This window comes from Mesorhizobium sp. LCM 4577, assembly GCF_001854795.2.
GTDB lineage: Bacteria > Pseudomonadota > Alphaproteobacteria > Rhizobiales > Rhizobiaceae > Mesorhizobium > Mesorhizobium plurifarium.
In genome coordinates this window covers 1-17,902 of sequence record NZ_MDDU01000012.1, presented here as the reverse complement: position 1 = coordinate 17,902, position 17,902 = coordinate 1, and the positions used below count along the sequence as shown (strand labels likewise).

The following is a 17,902-nucleotide window of genomic DNA, read 5'->3' as shown; positions in this document are numbered from 1 at the left end:
ATAGCGTGGATAGCGGGCGGTGTCAGCCTTTGCGCTGCGGCTGTCGCGACATAAGCTGACACGATGCGTCCCACCATCCTCGATCCTCTGTTCGTCCCGATCACCTCGCTCGCCGGCGTCGGCCCGAAGGTGGGCTTGCTGATCGAGCGTGTCGTGCCGGCCGACCTTGGCGATCGCRCCGCGCGCGCGGCCGACCTCCTGTTCGTGCTGCCCAACACCGTGATCGACCGCCGCAACCGGCCCGGCATCGCGTTGTCGGCGGAGGGCCAGATCGTCACGCTCGAGGTGCGGGTCGATCGTCACCAGCCGCCGCCGCGCGGCAACAGGTCGGTGCCGTATCGCGTCTACGCCCATGACGACACCGGCGAGGTCGCCCTGACCTTCTTCCATGCCCATGCCGCCTATCTGCAGAAGATGCTTCCCGAGGGCGAGCGCGTCGTGGTTTCGGGCCGCATGGAGTGGTTCAACGGCCGCCCGACCATGGTCCATCCCGACCATATCGCGCCGATCGACGAGGCCGAGGGCTTGCCGCTGGTCGAACCGGTCTATCCGCTGACGGCCGGCCTGTCGGCCAAGGTGCTGCGCCGCGCCATCGGACAGGCACTCGGCCGCCTGCCGGAACTGCCGGAGTGGCAGGACGACGCCTTCATGCGCCGCCATACCTTTCCATCCTTCGGCGATGCTCTCGCCCGCATCCATTATCCCAAGGACCCGATCGACGTTGCCGTCGAGGGACCGGCCTGGCGCCGGCTTGCCTATGACGAGCTGCTGGCCGGACAGGTTTCGCTGGCGCTGGTGCGGGCGAGAATCCGCCGCCTCTCGGGCCGGCCACTCGTGGGCGACGGCCGCATCGTCGAGAAGCTGCGCGCCGCCCTGCCCTACAAGCTGACCCCCAGCCAGGAATTCGCGCTCGGCGAGATCAACGCCGATCTCGCCGACCCCGAGCGCATGCTGCGCCTGCTGCAGGGCGACGTCGGCTCAGGCAAGACGGTGGTGGCGCTGCTTGCCATGGCGCGCGCGGTCGAGGCCGGCGGCCAGGCGGCGCTGATGGCGCCGACCGAAATCCTGGCGCGCCAGCATCTGGCGACCATCGCGCCGCTGGCGGAAAAAGCCGGCCTGCGCCTCGCCATCCTGACCGGGCGTGAAAAAGGCCGCGAGCGTGCCGAGACGCTGGAAGGTCTCGCCAGCGGCGCGATCGACATCGTCGTCGGCACGCATGCGCTGTTCCAGGAGACCGTGACATTCCACGACCTGGTGCTCGCCGTCGTCGACGAGCAGCACCGCTTCGGCGTGCACCAGCGCCTGGCCATCACCGCCAAGGGCGATGCGCCCGACATGCTGGTGATGACGGCGACCCCCATTCCGCGCACGCTGGTGCTGACCGCCTTTGGCGACATGGACGTCTCGAAGTTGACCGAGAAGCCGGCCGGCCGGCAGCCGATTCGCACCGTGACCTTGCCGATGGAGCGCCTGGATGAGTTGGTCGGCCGCATGCTCGATGCCGTCGCCGACGGCCAGAAGATCTACTGGATCTGCCCGTTGGTCGAGGAATCCGAGGAAATAAAACTGATGTCGGCGGAGGACCGGTTCGCTTCGCTGAAACCGTTGTTCGGCGACCGGATCGGCCTGGTGCACGGCCGCATGAAGGGCGCCGAAAAGGACGAGGCCATGCGCGCCTTCAAGCAGGGTGAGACGCGCATCCTCATCGCCACCACTGTCATCGAGGTGGGCGTCGACGTGCCCGACGCCACGATCATGGTGATCGAGCATGCCGAACGCTTCGGCCTTGCGCAGTTGCACCAGTTGCGCGGCCGCGTAGGGCGCGGCGACAAACCCTCATCATGTGTGCTGCTTTACAAGGACCCGCTCGGCGAGACCGCGAAACGCCGGCTTTCGGTGATGCGCGAGACCGAGGACGGCTTCAAGATCGCCGAGGAGGACCTGAAGCTGCGGGGCGAAGGCGAGTTGCTGGGCACCCGCCAGTCCGGCACGCCCGGCTTCCAGGTCGCGCGCCTGGAGTTTCATGCGGACCTGCTCGAAGCCGCGCGCGACGACGCGCGGCTGATCCTGTCGCGCGACCCGGAACTGCAGTCCGAACGTGGCGAGGCGCTGCGCCTGCTGCTTTACCTGTTCGGCCGTGACGAGGCGGTACGGCTGCTGCGCGCCGGCTGAGCGGCGCCGACCGCCGGGTTGGCAAGGCCGCCTTCGACGGGCTCGCCATTCAGCGTCACCAGCTTGGCCTTGACTTCCGGTGCCACCATGCCGGCCGACACGATCAGCTTGGCGCCGTCCTCGATCGACATGTCGAGCGGCACGATCTCGGATTTATGCACATACATCAGGAAGCCGGTAGTCGGGTTGGGCGTGCAAGGCATGAAAACCGCGACCAGCGGATCGCCTTCCTGGTCGAGCTTCTGGTTGATCTCGGTTTCCTTCTCGCTGGCGACGAAGACCAGCGACCACACGCCTTTTCGCGGATATTCGACCAGCCCGACCTGGCGGAACATGTCGCCCTTGTTCGACAGCACCGTCTCGAAGATCTGCTTCAGCGAGCCGTAGATGCCGCGCACCAGCGGCATGCGGCCCAGCAGCCGCTCGCCGAAATTGACGATGGCGCGGCCGACGATGTTCGCCGTGAGGAAGCCGATCAGGGTGATCAGCACCAGCGCCACGATCAGCCCGAAGCCGGGCACCGGGAACGGCAGATAAGTATCGGGATTGTAGCGGACCGGGATATAAGGCTTCACCCAGGAATCGACCCAGCCGATGAGCGACCAGGCGATATAGGCCGTGATCGCCAGCGGCGCGCAAACGACGAACCCCGTCAGGAAATAATTCCTCAGCCGGGTCATGCCAGAGGTCTTAAGGGCGTCGGACATGGGTTCACCGCGGCGAAGGTTGCAGCGCCGAGATTAGTGAACCGCGAGCCGGTTTGGAACTGCGAAGTTTTTAAAGGGCGCGCTTATGCGGCTGTGTCCAAAGGCACGATCCTCTCGAGTTCCGACGCTATTTTCCTCGCTTCGGTCTCCAGTTCGTAGGCCTTCTGGAAATTCATCCAGAACTCAGGCGTGGTATTGAAGAACCTGGCGAGACGAAGCGCAGTATCCGGCGTAAGACCAACCTCTTCCTTGACGATGCGCTCGATCCGCGTGCGCGGAAGGTTCAGCTTCTTCGCCAGCGCACCAGCGCTCATGCCGAGCGGCACCAGATACTCTTCACGCAGGAACTCTCCCGGATGGATAGGGCGTGCGAACTTGAGCATAGCTCAGTATCCTCAAAGGGTTAGGGCGAGTGCCCGCTCAATGGTAGTCCACAATCTCCACATCTTCGGCACCGGCGGCAGTCCATCTGAAGCAGATCCGCCACTGATCGTTGATGCGTATCGAATGCTGCCCGGCACGATCCCGCTTCAAAGCCTCCAGGTGGTTTCCGGGTGGCGACCGAAGGTCATTCAGTTGGACTGCATTATCAATCGCCCGGAGCCGTCTTTCAGCACGGGCGACCAAATCCGGCGGAAATCCCTTAGGTGCCCTGCCAGCCGCTACCTCTTCGACCGTCTTGCCTTTGAATGAAACGATCAACAGCCTCCCCCACGCATTGTATCATACCCTGATACGCAGCTGGCCGCAAGATCATGTATCATCAATTGATACAGATCGATCGTAGGAACGCAGCCCTACTCCACCGTCACCGACTTCGCCAGATTGCGCGGCTGGTCGACGTCGGTGCCCATGAAGACGGCGGTGAAATAGGCCAGCATCTGGATCGGCAACGCATAGATGATCGGCGCGATGATCTCCGGCACATCGGGCAGGATGATCGTCTCCATCGTCTTGATGCCGGCCTGCGCCGCGCCCTTTTTGTCGGTGATCAGGATGATCTTGCCGCCGCGCGCCGCCACTTCCTGCATGTTCGAGACCGTCTTTTCGAAGATGCGGTCATGTGGCGCGATCACGATCACCGGCATGTTCTCGTCGATCAGCGCGATAGGTCCGTGCTTCAGTTCGCCGCCGGCATAGCCCTCGGCATGGATATAGGAAATCTCCTTGAGCTTCAGCGCGCCTTCCATCGCCAGCGGGAAATTGGTGTCGCGGCCGAGATAGAGCACATCCTTGTAGCGCGAGAGCTCGCGCGAGATGCGTTCGATCTGCTCGTCGAGCTTCAGCACCTGGGTGGCGAAGCGCGGCGCTTCGGAAAGCTCGCGCACCAGCTGCTTTTCCTGATCGGGCGAGATGGTACCGCGCGCGACGCCCGCGCGGACCGCGAGGGCAGCCAGGACGGAGAGCTGACACGTAAACGCCTTGGTCGAGGCGACGCCGATCTCCGGGCCGGCAAGCGTCGGCAGCACGACGTCGGATTCACGCGCCATGGTCGATTCGCGCACATTGACCACGGCGCCGATCTTCATGCCGGCCTTGCGGCAATAGCGCAGCGAAGCCAGCGTGTCGGCGGTCTCGCCCGACTGCGAGATGAAGAAGGCCGCGTCATTGGCCGAAAGCGGCATCTCGCGGTAGCGGAACTCCGAAGCGACATCGATATCGACCGGCAATCTCGCATAGCGCTCGAACCAGTATTTCGAAATCAGCCCGGCGAGATAGGCGGTGCCGCAGGCCGAAAGCGCCAGGCGCCCGATCCTGGCAAAGTCGAACGGCAGGTCGAGCGGCTTCGACTTGCCGGAAACGAAGTCCACGTAATGCGCAAGCGTGTGCGAGATCACCTCCGGCTGCTCATGGATCTCCTTCTCCATGAAATGCCGGCGGTTGCCCTTGTCGACCATGAAGCTGGTCGACAGCGACTGCTGGCGCTTGCGGTCCACCTTGTTGCCGTCGATGTCGTAGATGGTCACGCCATTGCGACGCACGACCGCCCAGTCGCCATCTTCCAGATAGGTGACCGCATTGGTGAAGGGCGCAAGCGCGATCGCATCGGAGCCCAGGAACATCTCGCCCTCGCCATGGCCGACTGCCAATGGCGGCCCGTTGCGGGCGCCGACGATCAGGTCCTCGTCGCCCGTGAACATGATCGCCAGAGCGAATGCGCCGTGCAGCCGCCTCAGCGCCGCATGGGCGGCTTCCACCGGCTTAACCCCCCTGGCGAGTTCGCGCGCCACCAGATGCGCGACGACCTCGGTATCGGTCTGCGAAGCGAAAGAGTAGCCGTCCCGGGTGAGCTCGTCGCGCAGCTCGGCGAAATTCTCGATGATGCCGTTGTGGACGATGGCGACACCCTTGGAAAAGTGCGGATGCGCATTGGTCTCGTTGGGAACGCCATGCGTCGCCCAGCGCGTGTGGCCGATGCCGATCGTCCCCTCGAGCGGCTCGTCCTTCAGCCGCCTTTCGAGGTTGATGAGCTTGCCTTCGGCGCGGCGCCGTCCAAGCTCACCCCTCTCGATGGTGGCGACGCCGGCCGAGTCATAGCCGCGATATTCAAGCCGCTTCAGCGCGTCGACGATGAGCGGCGCGACCTGGCTTCGGCCGACAATTCCAACGATACCGCACATGGYGCTTGTCCCCGTTTCCCAGCAGAAAACCCAGCGTTATCTATGGATTGCCGGGCGGTGGCGAAAGTCACTTTGCGTTTCGTTCCGTGTCAAAACGGAACCCTGTTCGAGCACCATCATGGCAGAGGGCCATTGCGATCCAGTTACCGCAATCGCTCCGTTTTTTCGGCCGCTTCCGCACCGAAACACACACGCGCATTGCCGTTCGACTGCACTGTGAAGTACCGCTGCTGTGGCGAGTATCATTTGCCGCGGCGGTGCGTCATCCTCCAAATGACGATCCACGCTGGACCGCGCAAGTCGGCTTTGGACGCGGCCGGCGCAGCCCGCGCAACCTATTCCGCCGCCTTCTTCCTGGCCGCTGCGGCCGAGGCAAAGCGCTCACGCAACTCCTTGCCCTTGCCGGGGATCGTCTTCTGGCGGGCGCGGCCGAAGGCCAGCGCGTCGTCGGGCACGCTTTCGGTGATCACGCTGCCGGAAGCGATGTACCCGCCCCTGCCGATCGAGACCGGCGCAACCAGCGAGGAATTCGAACCGACAAAGGCGCCCTCGCCGATATCGGTGAAGAATTTCGAGTAGCCGTCATAATTGCAGGTGATGGTGCCGGCGCCGATATTGGCCGCGGCCCCCACGCGCGCATCGCCGATATAGGTCAGGTGGTTGACCTTGGCGCCCTCCTCGATCGTCGCCTGCTTGACCTCGCAGAAATTGCCGACCTTTGCCTTGTTTCGAAGATCCGCCCCGGGCCGCAGCCGCGCGAACGGCCCGACATCGCAATTGGACGCGATCGTTGCGCCCTCGATGTGGCTGAAGGCGTGAATCCGGGCGCCCGAGGCGATCCTGACGCCCGGGCCGAACCAGACATTCGGCTCGACGATCGTGTCGGCGCCGATTTCGGTGTCATGCGAGAAATAGACGGTTTCGGGCGCGATCAGCGTAACGCCGGACAGCATCGCCTCGCGCCGCCGGCGCGCCTGCCAGATGCCCTCGGCCTCGGCGAGCTCGGCCCGATTGTTGATGCCGAGCGCGTTTTCAAAACTCGCTTCCGTGGCCACGACATCGAGGCCTCCAGCGCCTGCGATCTCGACGATGTCGGTGAGATAGAACTCGCCCTTGGCGTTCTCGTTGCCGACCTTGTCGAGCAGCCGAAGCGCATGCCTGCCCGCCACCGCCATCATGCCGGCGTTGCAGAAGCCAATCTTCTTTTCCTCGTCTGAGCAGTCTTTTTCCTCGCGGATGGCGACGAGCCGGCCGTCCTTTTCGATCAAACGGCCATAGCCGCTCGGGCTTGGCGGGCGGAAGCCGATGACGGCAACGGCAGCGCCGGCCGCGAGCTTCTGCCGCGCGGCGGCCAGCGCTTGCGCATCGATCAGAGGCGTGTCGCCGAACATGACGAGGATGTCGTCGTAACCTTTTGATATCGCTTCGCGAGCGGCGAGCACGGCATGCGCGGTGCCGAGCCGCTTCTCCTGCACGAAAGTCTGCGCCGTCGGCGCGAATTTCTGCGCCGCCTTGCGCATCTCCTCAGCGCCGTGGCCGATCACCAGCGCCACGCCGGTTGCGCCGGCAGCCTCGGCCGCTTTCACAACATGCGCAACCATCGGCAGGCCGGCAATGGCATGCAGCACCTTGGGCATGGCGCTTTTCATGCGCGTGCCTTCGCCGGCGGCGAGGATGATGGACAGGCAGGATCTCTGGCTCATGGATGGGCAACCGTATGAAAAGGTTTGAAACAACGCAGGCTAACAGCGCAGGCCATGCTGCACCAATGCGGTTAAATTCCGGTGCTATGGGGTCGGCAACTGACTTTTAATCGGCCAGTCTATCGGGAGAAACCAGCAATCGCCTCTACAACAGGCCGTGTTTTCTGAATTCCGCCTGCTCGTCGCCGGCGACCCAGCCAAACACCTTCAGGCTGCCGTCGCGCCGTTCGATGAGATAATCAACCTCGAAGTCGATGGTGACCGGACTTTTGTCCTTGCGCTCATATTCGCCCGACCATTGCACCTTGGCCACGCAATGGTCCTGGTCGATGGCCGTCACCGAGACATCCTTGCAGGTCATCGTCTTGCTGCCCATCGCCCGATAGGTCTCAAAACCGTTCTTCATCACGTCCTTGAATTGCGGACCGTTCTCGCCGGTTATGACGCCGGCCGGCGTGACCGATACAAATCCGGTCGAGTACATCGCCCCAAAATCGTCCATATCGACATTGCCGGCGATGGCGTCGTTGTAGACCTTCTCATAGGCCTTGAAGAACTTTTGCACGTCCGCTTCGGCCACCATTTTTGCCTCGCCGCAACTGTTTGAGCACAAGCTTGCAACGCCCAACGTTCAGCCATCGTTCCGGGGTGGCGGCAGCGGCTATCCCAACCGTCCCAGCACCGGGAAATTCTCCAGCAACCAGTAGGATGCGCTCTGCACGCCGCCGGTGAGGAAAAACACGCCGGCGACGACCAGGAGCGCGCCGATCGCCTTCTCGACGCGGCCGAGATGGACGCGGAATTTGCCGAGGAAGCGCATGAAGGCGCCGGAAAACAGCGCCGCGATCAGGAACGGAATGCCGAGGCCGAGCGAGTAGGCGGCGAGCAGCAGCGCGCCCTCGCCCACCGTCTCGCGCCCGCCGGCCAAGGTCAGGATCGGACCGAGCACAGGGCCAATGCAGGGTGTCCAGCCGAAGGCGAAGGCGAGCCCCATGACATAGGCCGCGATCATGCCGGCGGGCTTGCCCTGCGACTGGAAGCGCGCCTCGCGCGACAACAGCGGAATACGCAGGATGCCGAGGAAGTTGAGGCCCATGATGATGATCAGCACGCCCGCCGCCATCGCCAGCGGCTCCTGCCAGACGCGCAGCAAGCGGCCGATGGTCGAGGCGCCGGCGCCGAGCGCGACGAAGACGGTGGAGAAGCCGAGCACGAAGGCCAAGGACGCGTAGAGCAGCGCGCCGCGCGTGCCCTCGCGCGCCGTTACACCGGCATTGCCGCGGAAATCATCGACCGAGACGCCGGCCATGTAGCAGAGATAGGGCGGCACCAGCGGCAGAACGCAAGGCGACAGGAACGAGATCGCCCCTGCCCCGACCGCGCTGACATAGCCGATGTCCAATGCCATCCAATGAGTCCTGATTGTGTTGGCGTCGATATAGCGATGCGGGCGCGCCCCTGCCAATCACCATTGTGTGGCACGTCGCCGCTTCGCGAAGGAAGAAACGGCAGCCTCAATGCGTTGTTCAGGTGAGCGCGCGATTGCCGCGTGCTTGTTCTCAGGGAGATTTATCATGAAAGCGATTGCACTCGGGTTTGCCGCCCTTTTGCTCGGCACCGCCGCGTCCCACGCCGCCGAGGCATGGAAGGAAGCCCAAGTCGGCGGCACCAAGATCTATACCGACGCCAAGGGCATGACGCTCTACACCTTCGACAAGGACGAGAAGGGCCAGTCCAACTGCTACGACAAATGCGCCGCCAACTGGCCGCCGCTGAAAGCCAAGGCGAGCGCGAAGACCGAAGGCGAATGGTCTGTCGTCAAGCGCAAAGACGGCACCCACATGTGGGCCTATGACGGCAAGCCGGTCTACACCTTCGTCAAGGACAAGAAGGCCGGCGACATGACCGGCGAAGGCGTCGCCGGCGCCTGGCACGTGGTCAAGGCTGACTGAACTCACGCTGTTGAACGCTTTGGCTGCCGGCACCCTCGATCCGGCAGCCAGTCGTCTTTTGCCGGCCGTCCGCCCGGTTCGGGGCATGCATGCCTTCATCCCCAAAAATGTGATCTTTGCCATACACTCTAAGAGTGTATCGCCGATCGCCGCTTCCCAAATTGGCCGCTTCCCCTTGACCGATTGCAAAAGCACGGCCATGTGAGCGACGAAAAGAGTGGGATTTCGTCGTGCGTCGCGGAGTTCTTCCGCCACCTCACAGCTGATTAAGAGACCTCATGGACGTCGTCGTCGTCGAATCGCCGGCCAAGGCGAAGACAATCAACAAATATCTCGGCAAGAACTATAAGGTCCTGGCCTCGTTCGGCCATGTCCGCGATCTGCCGGCCAAGGACGGCTCGGTGCGGCCCGACGAGGACTTCGCCATGTCCTGGTCGGTCGACACCGCGTCCGGCAAGCGCCTCGCCGACATCGCCAAGGCGGTCAAGGATGCCGATGGGCTGATCCTCGCCACCGACCCGGATCGCGAGGGCGAGGCCATTTCCTGGCATGTGCTGGAAGTCCTGAAGCAGAAGCGCGCGCTGAAGGACAAGCCGGTCAGCCGCGTCGTCTTCAACGCCATCACCAAGGCCTCGGTGCTCGACGCGATGGCCAATCCGCGCCAGATCGACGCCCCGCTGGTCGATGCCTACCTCGCCCGCCGCGCGCTCGACTATCTCGTCGGCTTCACGCTGTCGCCGGTGCTGTGGCGCAAGCTGCCGGGCGCCCGTTCCGCGGGCCGCGTGCAGTCGGTGGCGCTGCGCCTCGTCTGCGACCGCGAATCCGAGATCGAGCGCTTCACCCGCGAGGAATACTGGCAGATCGCCGCCATCCTCGACACGCCGCGCAACGACAGTTTCGAGGCGCGGCTGACTGCCTATGCCGGCAAGAAGTTGCAGAAGCTCGACATCGCCAACAAGGCGCAGGCCGACGACATCAAGGCGATGCTCGAGGGCGCGACCTTCAAGGCACTGTCGGTCGAGGCCAAGCCCACCAAGCGCAACCCCGGCCCGCCCTTCACCACCTCGACGCTGCAGCAGGCCGCCTCCTCGCGGCTCGGCTTTTCGGCCAACCGCACCATGCAGGTGGCGCAAAAACTCTATGAAGGCATGGATGTCGGCGGCGAGACCGCCGGCCTCATCACCTATATGCGAACCGACGGCGTGCAGATGGCGCCGGAAGCGATTGAGGCCGCCCGCAACGCCATCGTCAGCGAGTTCGGCGCCAAATACCTGCCGGAAAAGCCGCGTTTCTACACCACCAAGGCCAAGAACGCCCAGGAAGCCCACGAGGCGATCCGCCCGACCGATTTCAGGCGCACGCCGGCTTCGGTGCGGCAATATCTCGATGCCGACCAGGCCCGCCTCTACGAGCTGATCTGGAAGCGCGCCATCGCCAGCCAGATGCAGCCGGCCGAGATCGAGCGCACCACGGTCGAGATCGAGGCGGTCAACGGCGCCCGCACGGCGGAGCTTCGCGCGATCGGCTCGGTCATCCGCTTCGATGGCTTCATCGCCGCCTATACCGACCAGAAGGACGAGGACGCGGAGGACGAGGAGAGCCGCCGCCTGCCCGAGATCCGCTCCGGCGAGCAGCTTGCCCGTCAGGCGATCAACGCCACCCAGCACACCACCGAGCCGCCGCCGCGCTATTCCGAGGCTTCGCTGATCAAGAAGCTGGAGGAGCTGGGCATTGGCCGGCCGTCGACCTACACCGCGATCCTGAAGACGCTCGAGGACCGCGACTACGTCACCATCGACCGCCGCAAGCTGGTGCCGCAGGCCAAGGGCCGGCTGCTCTCGGCCTTCCTCGAAAGCTTCTTCGAGCGCTATGTCGAATACGACTTCACCGCCTCGCTCGAGGAAAAGCTCGACGAGATTTCCGACGGCAAGCTCGCCTGGAAGGACGTGCTGCGCGACTTCTGGAAGGATTTTTCCGGCGCTGTCGACGACATCAAGGAACTGCGTGTCGCCGACGTGCTCGATGCGCTCAACGAAGAGCTCGCGCCGCTTGTTTTCCCGGAGCGCGAGGACGGTTCCAATCCGCGCATCTGCCCGAAATGCGGCACCGGAAACCTCTCGCTGAAGCTCGGCAAGTTCGGCGCCTTCGTCGGCTGCTCGAACTATCCGGAATGTTCCTACACTCGCCAGCTCGGCGACGCCGCCAATCCCAATGGCGAGAACGGCAATGGCGAGGATGGCGTCAAGCTGCTCGGCAAGGACCCCTACACGGCCGAGGAAATCACGCTGAGGAGCGGCCGGTTCGGCCCTTATATCCAGCGCGGCGAAGGCAAGGAGRCCAAGCGCTCGAGCCTGCCCAAGGGCTGGACGCCCGAACAGATCGACCACGAGAAGGCGCTGGCGCTTTTGTCGCTGCCGCGCGATGTGGGAAAACATCCAGAGACCGGCAAGATGATCTCTGCCGGACTCGGGCGCTACGGCCCGTTCGTGCTGCATGACGGCACCTACGCGAATCTGGAGAGCATCGAAGACGTGTTCTCGATCGGCCTGAACCGCGCCGTCTCGGTGATCGCCGAGAAGCAGCAGAAGGGCAAGGCTGGCCGCAACGGCGCCACGCCGGCGGCGCTGAAGGAGCTTGGCGACCATCCCGACGGCGGCGGTAAGATCACGGTACGCGACGGCCGCTACGGACCCTATGTCAATTACGGCAAGGTCAACGCGACGCTGCCCAAGGGCAAGGACCCGCAATCGGTGACGGTGGAAGAGGCGCTCGCCCTGATTGCGGAAAAGGAAGCCAAGGGCGGAGGCGCCAAGAAGCCCTTCCGCAGGGCGGCGAAGAAGGGATAGCAGGACGTGGCGCGCAGGATCTCCGGAAGAAGCCACGGCGATCCGCGCCACGCCGACACGAGGGCCAAGGTGGTCAAGGATGATTACCGGCCCTCGCGTGACGAGATCCTGCGCTACATTGCCGAAAATCCGGACCGCTCCGGCAAACGCGAGATCGCCAAAGCCTTCGCGCTGCGYGGCCAGGATCGCGTCTGGCTGAAAGACATGTTGCGCGACCTGCAGGACGAAGGCCTGCTGACCAAGGAACGCAAGCGCCYCAGCCGCGCGGGCGCCGTGCCGCACGTCGCCGTGCTCGATATTTTCGGCCGCGACGACGACGGCGTGCTCTTGGCCAATCCGAGCGAATATACCGGCGCCGGTTCTCCGCCCGTCATTGCCATCCGTATTTCGCGCGGCGCCAGCGGCCCGGTGCCTGGCATCGGCGACCGTGTGCTCGCAAAAACCTTCCCGACCGACGATCCGTCAGGCCCTGCCTATACCGGGCGGGTGATGAAGATCTTCGAGAAACGCAGCGATGCGGTGCTCGGCGTGTTCCGCGTGCTGAAGGACGGCACATTCCGCATCGAGCCGGTCGAACGCCGCCAGCCGGAACTGATCGTCGACAAGGAATTCCAGAATGGCGCCAAAAACGGCGACCTCGTCGAGGTCGAGCCGGCGCGAGCATCCCGTTACGGACTACCGCGCGCCAAAGTGCTGGCGGTGCTGGGATCTTTGAGCAGCGAAAAGGCGGTCTCGATGATCGCCATCCACGCCCACGACATTCCCCATGTCTTTCCGGCGGACGTGATCGCCGAGGCCGAAGCGGTGAAATCGGCGACGCTCGATCACCGCGAGGATTGGCGCGACCTGCCGCTGGTGACCATCGATCCGGCCGACGCCAAGGACCATGACGACGCCGTTTTCGCCACGCCTGATTCGGACGAGAAGAATCCCGGCGGCGTCGTCGTCACCGTGGCGATCGCCGATGTCGCGGCCTATGTGCGTTACGGCACACCGCTCGACCGCGAAGCCTTGAAGCGCGGCAATTCGGTCTATTTTCCGGATCGGGTCGTGCCGATGCTTCCCGAACGCATTTCCAACGATCTCTGCTCGCTGCGCGAGGGGGAGGATCGTCCGGCCATCGCCGTGCGCATGACCTTCTCCTCGGAAGGCCGCAAGGTCAGGCACTCCTTCCACCGCGTCATGATGAAGTCGGCGGCCAAGCTCGCCTATCCGCAGGCGCAGGCGGCGATCGACGGCGTGCCCGACGACAAGACGCGGCCGATCCTGGACAGCGTCCTGAAGCCGCTCTGGGATGCCTATGCCGTGCTGAAGCGCGGCCGCGACGCCCGCCAGCCGCTGGAGCTTGACCTTCCGGAGCGCAAGATCCTGCTCAAAGCGGACGGCACGGTCGACCGCGTCGTCGTGCCGGAGCGACTCGATGCGCATAAGCTCATCGAGGAGTTCATGATCCAGGCCAATGTCGCGGCCGCCGAGACCCTGGAGGGCAAGAAAGAGCCCCTCGTCTACCGCATCCATGACGCGCCGTCGCTCGCCAAGCAGGAATCGCTGCGCGAGTTCCTGCAAACGCTCAGCCTGTCCCTGGCGCGCGGCGCGCAGATGCGGCCGAGCCAGTTCAACGGCATTCTGGAGCGGGTGCGCGGCGCCGACAACGAGGCGCTGGTCAACGAAGTGGTGCTGCGCTCACAGAGCCAGGCGGAGTATTCGCCGAAGAACATCGGCCATTTCGGCCTCAACCTCAGTCGCTACGCGCATTTCACCTCGCCGATCCGCCGCTACGCCGACATGATCGTGCACCGCGGTCTGATCGCGGCGCTTGGCCTCGGCCCCGGTGGCCTGACGCAGCAGGAAGCGGACCGGCTGGAAGAGGTCGCCGCGCTGATCTCGGCCACGGAACGGCGCGCCATGGCCGCCGAACGCGATACGGTCGACCGGCTGATCGCCGCCTATCTCGCCGAGCGCGTCAACGACACCTTCGACGCGCGCATTTCCGGCGTCACCAAGGCGGGACTCTTTGTCCAATTGCCGCAGTATGGCGCCGACGGCTTTATTCCGGTGTCAAGTCTGGGCGGCGATTACTATATCTATGACGAAACCGCTCGCTCGCTGTTCGGAGAACGCACCGGCAAGGGCTATCAGCTTGCCGACCGCGTCGAGGTGCGGCTGCTCGAGGTCGCGCCGATGGCCGGCGCGATGCGTTTCGAGATGCTGACCGACCCGAAGCCCCTGCCCGGCTCGAGGCGGTCGTTCCACAAGGCCAAGGGCCGCGCCCGCGCGTCGCAATCGCGCGTCGGTCCGCGCGGCAGGAGACGGTAATGCCAGGGAATTTCCAGGTGGAAGAACAGGTTTTGGGCGGCGAGCATCATTCGGGCCGCGTCGCGCGTCCGCTGTGGACGGCGATGAAGCGCGGCTTGCTCGGTCGCTGCCCGCATTGCGGCAAGGGAAAGCTGTTCCGCGCCTTCGTGAAGCCCGTGGACAAGTGCGAGGTCTGCGGCGAGGAACTGCACCACCATCGCGCGGACGATCTGCCGGCTTATCTGGTCATCGTTATTGTCGGCCATATCGTGCTTGGCGGCTTCATGGCCGCTGAGGCCACGTCGACGCTGTCGACCTGGCAGCACGCGCTGATCTGGGTGCCGCTGACCATTGTTCTCGCCGTCGCGCTGCTGCAACCGGTCAAAGGCGCCGTCATCGGGCTGCAATGGGCGCTCTATATGCACGGCTTCGGCGACGAGAAGGAAGAATTCGAGGGCCATTCATAAGCCAGGTTGCACCGCTGTCCGCCCTGGTTCAAAGGCCGCGACGCGCAAGCCACTTTCGCATCAGGGAAGTTTCCGCTAGGTCGAGCGCATGGAAGGAATGACCAAGGCGGATGTCGACAAGCTCGATAAGGGCCTGGCCGTGCGCAGCGGCCGGGCGTTGCGTCCGCGTGATGCCGCGACCCTCATTCTGCTCGATCGCCGGGACAAGGAAGTCCTGGTGCTGATGGGCAGGCGCCATGCCAGGCACGCCTTCATGCCCGGGAAATTCGTCTTCCCCGGCGGCCGCACCGATCCCGCGGACAGCCGCATTCCCGTCGCCCAGTCTCTGCGCGGCGAAGAAGAGAAAAAGCTGGTCGCCGGTCCCGGCCGCGCCAGCGCGGCGCGTGCGCGGGCAATCGCCCTGTCGGCGATTCGCGAGACCTATGAGGAAGCCGGCCTGCTGATCGGCCGCAAGGGCGCCTTCGCGACCGCCAAGCGCGACTGGCAGGGTTTCGCCGAACATGGCGTTATCCCGTCGCTGGAAATGCTCCGCTTCATCGCCCGCGCCATCACCCCGCCCAATCGCGTGCGCCGTTTCGACACGCGTTTCTTCAGCGCCTGGCGCCACGACGTTGCCGTGGAATTGCCCGGCGGCGGCCCGACCAACGAGCTGGAGGAACTCGTCTGGCTGCCGCTTGCCGATGCCCGCAAGGCCGACATCCCCGACATTACCGGCATGATCCTGGAAGAGCTGGAAGGTCGGCTTGCCGACGATCCCTCGCTGCGACCGGGGGGCGCCGTGCCGTTCTTCCGGCTCGTCCGCAATCGCTTCGTCCGCGAAGTCCTTTAGAAGCAGAGCATTTTGATCCCATGACGGTCGATACCCAACAACAGGGCGACGAACGCGTACACTGGCTGCCGATGGTCGCGGCGATCTCCTCGATCAGCGTCGTCGGCATCGCCATCGGCCTCGGCATGCCGCTGCTCAGCGTCATTTTGGAAAGCCGCGGCCATTCCGCTTCGATGATCGGCCTCAACACCGCCGTCGCCGGCCTCGCCTCGATCGCCGGCGCGCCGCTGGCGACGCCGCTTGCCATGCGGCTCGGCGTCGCCTGGACCATGCTTTTAATGATCGCCATCGGCGCGCTCGCTTTCGTCGGCTTTCATTTCGCGCCGGATTTCTGGATGTGGTTTCCGCTCCGCGTCGCCCTGCACATCTCGCTGACGGTGCTGTTCATCCTGTCGGAATTCTGGATCAGCACCTCCGCCCCGCCCAGCCGCCGCGGCCTTGTGCTTGGCATCTACGCCACCGTTTTGTCACTTGGCTTTGCCGCCGGACCCTGGCTATTCGCTCATCTCGGCAGTTCGGGCTTTCTGCCATTCGGCGTGACCATAGGGCTGGTGACGCTTGCCGCCATTCCGGTGCTTGCGGCCCGCAACGAGAGTCCGAGCATCGTCGCCGAGAGCGAGACCAGCCATTTCCTGCGCTACATCTGGCTGGTGCCGACCGCTACCTTCGCGGTGCTTGTCTTCGGCGCGGTCGAGACCGGCGGTTTCTCGCTGTTCCCCGTCTATGGCAGCCGGATCGGCTATTCGGAGGCCGACGCAGCGCTTCTGCTGACCATGATCGGGCTCGGCAACGTGCTTCTGCAGATCCCCATCGGCATGATCAGCGATCGTATCTCGGACCGCCGCCATCTGCTTCTGGGCTGCGCCACCGTCGGCCTCGTCGGCACCGTCTTCATGCCGTTCTTCGCGCAAAACTGGCATCTGATGGCGGCGCTGCTGTTCGTCTGGGGCGGCGTCGTCGCCGCCATGTACACGATCGGCCTGGCCCATCTCGGCTCTCAGCTTTCCGGCCATGAACTGGCGTCCGCCAATGCGGCTTTCGTGCTTTGCTATGGTGTGGGCATGGTGATCGGCCCGCAGGCGATCGGCATCGGCATGGACGCCTTTGGCCCGTCGGGATTCGGCTGGTCGCTCGCCCTTTTCTTCGCCGCCTACATGCTTCTGGTCCTGGTCAGATTGGTGCGCAAGATTCTCTAGGCACATGCCCTGAGCGTCGGGCATCCTGACATCACCGTGTCAGCAGCACCCCTGCTATACCTGCCTCCAACGTGAGGCAGGAGAATTGCGATGATCGACAGCGGCTTTGAGACCAAATCCCTCAGGATGGAACTGCTTCTGCTCGTCACATTCCAGGCGCCGGCCGCCGATGTCGAGCGCATCATGGAGGCGGTGGTGGCGATCACGCCGCTGCGCATGGGCAAATATGACGCCAACGCCTATCAGTCGGCGCAAGGCATCGAGCGCTACCGGCCGCTCGAAGGCGCCGCCGCCGGCGCCGAGACGGAATTGCGCCGGCGGCCCGGCACCGTCGAGGTGTCGTTCGAGATCGCCGACGACCAGGCGCTCGCCGCCCGCGTCGTCGAGGCGATATTCCAGGCCCATTCCTATCAAGAGCCTGTCATCCGCATCCAACCGCTGCTCGCCAGCCGTTCCAAAGGACTGGACGACCGCGCCAATCCCAACCGCTGGTGGAACACGACGGGAGACTGGAAAAAGGCGGGCGAGGATCGACCAGGCAAGGCGCCACGGCCGGAATCGGTCGCGGCGGAGTGACGCTGCAACCTTGTAGTGTCCGAGGAAATCGATCGATGAATGACGAGGCAACCCGCAAGCCCGCACGCGATCCCCAGGACCTGGCGCGGCTTTTGGTTTCTCGCCAGCAGGCGGGAGACGCGGAAGGAATGGCTCTCTCTACACGCCCGATGCCATCCTCGATATCGGCGGCGGGCAGCTGGCGCGCGGCAGGGACGCCATCCGCGCGTTCTACGCCAGGTTGGTGATGGCTGGGCCAAAGTTTGAACTTGGGGATCAGCGTCCAGCCATGATCAACGGAGATTTGGCGCTCACGTCCACGCGCCTCCCCGATGGCACCGTGACAGTGGAAATTGCCCGCCGGCAAGGCGACGGGACATGGCTTTGGGTGATCGACCAGCCATCCGTCCTTCCATGAGCATGGCTCGTCGTAGTGCCCGAAACGATCCTCGGAAGGCACCCGGGCTGTCGGTAGCTAATCAAGTTGTCCGGTTTGGTAGCACATCATTTGTCCGCTTCAGTTTGCGTCGAAGCGGTTCACGCAGCTTGCCCAGTGGGG

15 protein-coding genes are annotated in these 17,902 nt (G+C 64.3%); 8 read left to right on the top strand and 7 right to left on the bottom strand.

All coding sequences use genetic code 11. The features are described 5' to 3' along the window. The first annotated feature begins 63 nt into the window (after positions 1-63). On the top strand, positions 64-2,172 hold the full coding sequence (gene recG, locus LCM4577_RS14590; protein WP_071071912.1) for an ATP-dependent DNA helicase RecG: 2,109 nt from the start codon (positions 64-66) through the stop codon (positions 2,170-2,172). Here recG and LCM4577_RS14585 read toward each other — a convergent pair. The 7 genes from LCM4577_RS14585 to LCM4577_RS14555 all read right to left on the bottom strand — a co-directional run bounded on the left by LCM4577_RS14585 (position 2,124) and on the right by LCM4577_RS14555 (position 8,611). Beyond that, on the bottom strand, positions 2,124-2,879 hold the full coding sequence (locus tag LCM4577_RS14585) for a DUF502 domain-containing protein (RefSeq protein ID WP_040981454.1): 756 nt from the start codon (positions 2,877-2,879) through the stop codon (positions 2,124-2,126). The genes recG and LCM4577_RS14585 overlap by 49 nt on opposite strands. Before the next feature lie 83 nt (positions 2,880-2,962). Continuing rightward, a complete protein-coding gene (locus LCM4577_RS14580; protein ID WP_040981456.1) occupies positions 2,963-3,262 on the bottom strand; it encodes a HigA family addiction module antitoxin in 300 nt (99 codons plus the stop codon). Between the two features lie 37 nt (positions 3,263-3,299). After that, the gene (locus LCM4577_RS14575; protein WP_082037064.1) at positions 3,300-3,581 is read right to left on the bottom strand and encodes a type II toxin-antitoxin system RelE/ParE family toxin; all 282 of its coding nucleotides are present in this window, start codon (positions 3,579-3,581) and stop codon (positions 3,300-3,302) included. Between the two features lie 95 nt (positions 3,582-3,676). Next, the gene (glmS, locus tag LCM4577_RS14570; RefSeq protein WP_071071910.1) at positions 3,677-5,500 is read right to left on the bottom strand and encodes a glutamine--fructose-6-phosphate transaminase (isomerizing); all 1,824 of its coding nucleotides are present in this window, start codon (positions 5,498-5,500) and stop codon (positions 3,677-3,679) included. Between the two features lie 335 nt (positions 5,501-5,835). Then, complete coding sequence (gene glmU / locus LCM4577_RS14565; RefSeq protein ID WP_071034907.1) at positions 5,836-7,203, bottom strand: bifunctional UDP-N-acetylglucosamine diphosphorylase/glucosamine-1-phosphate N-acetyltransferase GlmU; 1,368 nt, start codon at positions 7,201-7,203, stop codon at positions 5,836-5,838. Positions 7,204-7,348: 145 nt separating this feature from the next. Next, the gene (locus tag LCM4577_RS14560; RefSeq protein ID WP_071034908.1) at positions 7,349-7,786 is read right to left on the bottom strand and encodes a hypothetical protein; all 438 of its coding nucleotides are present in this window, start codon (positions 7,784-7,786) and stop codon (positions 7,349-7,351) included. Between the two features lie 78 nt (positions 7,787-7,864). Then, positions 7,865-8,611 (bottom strand): cytochrome c biogenesis CcdA family protein, encoded by a 747-nt coding sequence (locus tag LCM4577_RS14555; RefSeq protein WP_071034909.1) that lies wholly within the window; start codon positions 8,609-8,611, stop codon positions 7,865-7,867. A gap of 166 nt (positions 8,612-8,777) precedes the next feature. Here LCM4577_RS14555 and LCM4577_RS14550 point away from each other — a divergent pair, with 166 nt between their 5' ends. The 7 genes from LCM4577_RS14550 to LCM4577_RS14520 all read left to right on the top strand — a co-directional run bounded on the left by LCM4577_RS14550 (position 8,778) and on the right by LCM4577_RS14520 (position 17,364). After that, the gene (locus LCM4577_RS14550) at positions 8,778-9,155 is read left to right on the top strand and encodes a hypothetical protein (protein ID WP_071071908.1); all 378 of its coding nucleotides are present in this window, start codon (positions 8,778-8,780) and stop codon (positions 9,153-9,155) included. A gap of 278 nt (positions 9,156-9,433) precedes the next feature. Then, positions 9,434-12,001 (top strand): type I DNA topoisomerase, encoded by a 2,568-nt coding sequence (topA, locus tag LCM4577_RS14545; RefSeq protein ID WP_071071906.1) that lies wholly within the window; start codon positions 9,434-9,436, stop codon positions 11,999-12,001. 6 nt (positions 12,002-12,007) lie between these two features. Further along, entirely contained in the window at positions 12,008-14,317 is a 2,310-nt protein-coding gene (rnr, locus tag LCM4577_RS14540; RefSeq protein ID WP_071071904.1) for a ribonuclease R, read from the top strand. Beyond that, positions 14,317-14,763, top strand: a complete 447-nt coding sequence (locus LCM4577_RS14535; protein ID WP_071034913.1) for a DUF983 domain-containing protein — start codon at positions 14,317-14,319, stop codon at positions 14,761-14,763. The genes rnr and LCM4577_RS14535 overlap by 1 nt, the downstream gene beginning before the upstream one ends. Before the next feature lie 88 nt (positions 14,764-14,851). Next, complete coding sequence (locus LCM4577_RS14530) at positions 14,852-15,592, top strand: NUDIX domain-containing protein (RefSeq protein WP_071071902.1); 741 nt, start codon at positions 14,852-14,854, stop codon at positions 15,590-15,592. 20 nt (positions 15,593-15,612) lie between these two features. Then, complete coding sequence (locus LCM4577_RS14525; RefSeq protein WP_071071900.1) at positions 15,613-16,788, top strand: MFS transporter; 1,176 nt, start codon at positions 15,613-15,615, stop codon at positions 16,786-16,788. A gap of 90 nt (positions 16,789-16,878) precedes the next feature. Beyond that, the gene (locus LCM4577_RS14520; RefSeq protein WP_071034916.1) at positions 16,879-17,364 is read left to right on the top strand and encodes a hypothetical protein; all 486 of its coding nucleotides are present in this window, start codon (positions 16,879-16,881) and stop codon (positions 17,362-17,364) included. The last annotated feature ends 538 nt before the right edge of the window (positions 17,365-17,902 follow it).

Excerpts from the sequence above, each read along its gene's own strand:
- LCM4577_RS14585 (WP_040981454.1), bottom strand. The coding sequence starts at position 2,879 with ATGTCCGACGCCCTTAAGACCTCTGGCATGACCCGGCTGAGGAATTAT.
- LCM4577_RS14580 (WP_040981456.1), bottom strand. The coding sequence starts at position 3,262 with ATGCTCAAGTTCGCACGCCCTATCCATCCGGGAGAGTTCCTGCGTGAA.
- glmS (WP_071071910.1), bottom strand. The coding sequence starts at position 5,500 with ATGTGCGGTATCGTTGGAATTGTCGGCCGAAGCCAGGTCGCGCCGCTC.
- glmU (WP_071034907.1), bottom strand. The coding sequence starts at position 7,203 with ATGAGCCAGAGATCCTGCCTGTCCATCATCCTCGCCGCCGGCGAAGGC.
- LCM4577_RS14560 (WP_071034908.1), bottom strand. The coding sequence starts at position 7,786 with ATGGTGGCCGAAGCGGACGTGCAAAAGTTCTTCAAGGCCTATGAGAAG.
- LCM4577_RS14555 (WP_071034909.1), bottom strand. The coding sequence starts at position 8,611 with ATGGCATTGGACATCGGCTATGTCAGCGCGGTCGGGGCAGGGGCGATC.
- LCM4577_RS14550 (WP_071071908.1), top strand. The coding sequence starts at position 8,778 with ATGAAAGCGATTGCACTCGGGTTTGCCGCCCTTTTGCTCGGCACCGCC.
- LCM4577_RS14535 (WP_071034913.1), top strand. The coding sequence starts at position 14,317 with ATGCCAGGGAATTTCCAGGTGGAAGAACAGGTTTTGGGCGGCGAGCAT.
- LCM4577_RS14530 (WP_071071902.1), top strand. The coding sequence starts at position 14,852 with ATGGAAGGAATGACCAAGGCGGATGTCGACAAGCTCGATAAGGGCCTG.
- LCM4577_RS14525 (WP_071071900.1), top strand. The coding sequence starts at position 15,613 with ATGACGGTCGATACCCAACAACAGGGCGACGAACGCGTACACTGGCTG.
- LCM4577_RS14520 (WP_071034916.1), top strand. The coding sequence starts at position 16,879 with ATGATCGACAGCGGCTTTGAGACCAAATCCCTCAGGATGGAACTGCTT.